Below are 2,546 nucleotides of genomic sequence, written 5' to 3'. Positions count from 1 at the left end.
AGCGATCGCCAACAAAACCTCTGGCAGACTCCCACGGGGAACAGGTTCTCTGGTCGGGCGCTACTTCAGTCTGCTGGGTAGTCCTAATAATACCGATGTTGGGCCTGTATGCAACGATGCAGGTGGCAATGCTTTAGCTTGGACATTTGGCTTGGGTAATTTTACAAACGGTTACGGAATTGATGATGCGACTAAAAAAGAAGACTTGGGAAGTGCCAAATTCTTTCTATTTTTAGGTACGAATCAAGCAGAAACGCATCCTGTAACTTTTGCTTATCTTCTCAGAAGTCGTGCTAAGACTAAAGCCAAATTAGTAGTTATCGACCCGCGCTTGACTCCTACAGGAGCGCAAGCTGATGAGTGGATTGCACCGAAACCACACACTGACTTGGCTTTGGTTTTGGGAATGCTCTATCACATTGTGACTAACAACTTATACGATACTGGCTTTGTAAAACGATGGGTACTAGGTTTTGATGAACTGAAAAATCACCTAAAAAGCTTCAGCTACACACCAGAGTGGGCAGCCAAAGTGACGGATGTTCCAGCATCAAAAATTAGGTCGATAGCTGAGGCTTATGCCAAAACTAAGCCTGCTGCTATTTTCTGCAACGCTGGGATTTCTCATCAATTAGGGGCTTTTGATACTTACCGTTGTTTGACATTCCTAGCAGCAATTACAGGTAATATTGGTATTCCTGGTGGTGGTTGCAATTTCATGCACAATACCTGGCCAGGGGAATTGAATTTGCCAGCGATTATTGGTAAAACACCTAGCAAAGATATTGCACTACCAGTTGGGCCAGATTATTTTGCCCAATCGATCATTTCAGGTGAACCTTATCAACTCAAAGCGATCGTTACTCAGGGAAATCCTTTATTGGCTTGTTCAGACACAATTAAAGTACAGCAGGCTTATCGGAAATTAGAATTTTATGTTTACACTGGATTGTTTATGGAAGAATCAGCCTACTATGCTGATATTATTTTGCCAGTAACCAGTGGTTTTGAAATGGAAACCATTTATATGCGGCGGGATGATCGAGCAATCCGTTGGCAAGAACAAGTGGTTACTCCGGTAGGTGAGTCCAAACCAGATTGGCATATCTGGATTGATTTAGCACACGCCACAGCGAAATTAGACAAACGCAATCCGCCTGAATACTGGAGGGACAACTTTCCTGATTCTTGGAAAGACTATCGTCATCTGTGGGCAACTTTTGTAGCGAATACTCCAGGAATGGGAGGTATGACCCAACAGAGACTATCTCAAAGAACAGAACCCTTGCGTTGGCCTTGTCCCACAGTAGCTCATCCTGGTGTCAGCACACTTTACCTAGATCATGCATCTTGGTATGAAGCCGCATCAGCTCTTAACCCTGATAATATTGGTAAGCGATTTCTAACTCCCAGTGGGAAAGTAGAAATTTATACTCCCCAATTACAAAGTCGGTTAGCTGAGGCTGGACACTCTGCTCTGCCAAGCTTCTATACCCATCCAGAGGTAATAGGTAAGCATCCTACCATTGAATACACATCTGAGTTGGTAAAAAATCCTGTGAATCCACAGGCACTGACTCAAAACATTAAATTAGGAAAAATCTCTTCTGGGAAAGTACACAAGCAGTACCCACTGATGGGAATAACTGGTAGATCGAGTGTAGTTCATTTCCACTCTGTAACTCACTGGACTTATACAGGCAAGCAAATGAATGGTGTTCGCTTAGTACAAATCCATCCAGAGGCAGCAAAAAAAGCAGGCATTAAAAATGGTGATGAAATCATAGTTGAAAGCCCCAGAGGAGCAATCACTGGCACTGCATTGGTTTGGTCAGGAATTCGAGAAGATACTATTTTTGTCCCTGGCTGGTTCGGGCCTGGGCAGAAAATGGCAGAAGAGTTTGGAACTCCCTATTATGAGTCAGTTAATATCTTGATAGATAAACAATATTATGACAATCTCTCAGGACAGCAGGCATTTAAATGTTTTGCCTGCCGAGTCAAAAAAGCATAAGTATTACTTGTTCTAAGTGATAGCGTAGCGTAAAGCCAACTCTTAGAGAGGCTGTGTCCTAAGCGTTCGCGTAGCTTGCTTCTCCGTAGGAGTGTTCCAAAGTATGAACAAAGGCGAACTAGTGGATGCTGTAGCATCAAAGACCAACATCACAAAAAAGCAAGCTGATGAAATCATTAGTGCTTTTTTGTCAGTTGTTACCGAGGCTGTAGCTAATGGTGAAAAGGTAACGCTGATTGGGTTTGGGTCATTCGAGCGACGCGTAGCTTGCCGCCGTAGGCATCGCTCAGAACGCGAAGGGCGTAATCCGAAAACCAATGAGCCAATGACTATCCCAGCGACCAAAGTGCCTGCATTCTCTGCTGGGAAACAGTTTAAAGAAAAAGTAGCGCCATAGATGAATAGCTTTACCACTAGCAATCTAATCACTGCAAAGCTGTAGTGTTCGCTGTTCTCAAGACAGGATATGGCAATGTTAGGGGAAAGGTGAGTGTTGAATTGCAGATGTAAAAAAAGCGCGATCGCTGTTGCG

The 2,546-nt window shown here is 43.7% G+C and carries 2 protein-coding genes; both read left to right on the top strand.

Annotated elements, in window-relative coordinates; translation table 11 throughout:
• The coding region (locus tag V7L01_RS35290; RefSeq protein ID WP_335043021.1) for a molybdopterin-containing oxidoreductase family protein at nt 1-2,014 on the top strand (2,014 nt) is incomplete at its 5' end.
• A gap of 103 nt (nt 2,015-2,117) precedes the next feature.
• Nucleotides 2,118-2,411, top strand: coding sequence for an HU family DNA-binding protein (locus V7L01_RS35285; protein ID WP_335043020.1), 294 nt, complete (start codon nt 2,118-2,120; stop codon nt 2,409-2,411).
• Nucleotides 2,412-2,546: the final 135 nt, after the last annotated feature.

It is taken from the genome of Nostoc sp. (assembly GCF_036917095.1).
In the GTDB taxonomy this organism is placed as follows: domain Bacteria; phylum Cyanobacteriota; class Cyanobacteriia; order Cyanobacteriales; family Nostocaceae; genus Nostoc.
Note: the sequence above shows the minus strand (reverse complement) of the source record. Positions and strands in the feature narration are given on the sequence as shown.

Excerpts from the sequence above, each read along its gene's own strand:
- V7L01_RS35285 (WP_335043020.1), top strand. The coding sequence starts at position 2,118 with ATGAACAAAGGCGAACTAGTGGATGCTGTAGCATCAAAGACCAACATC.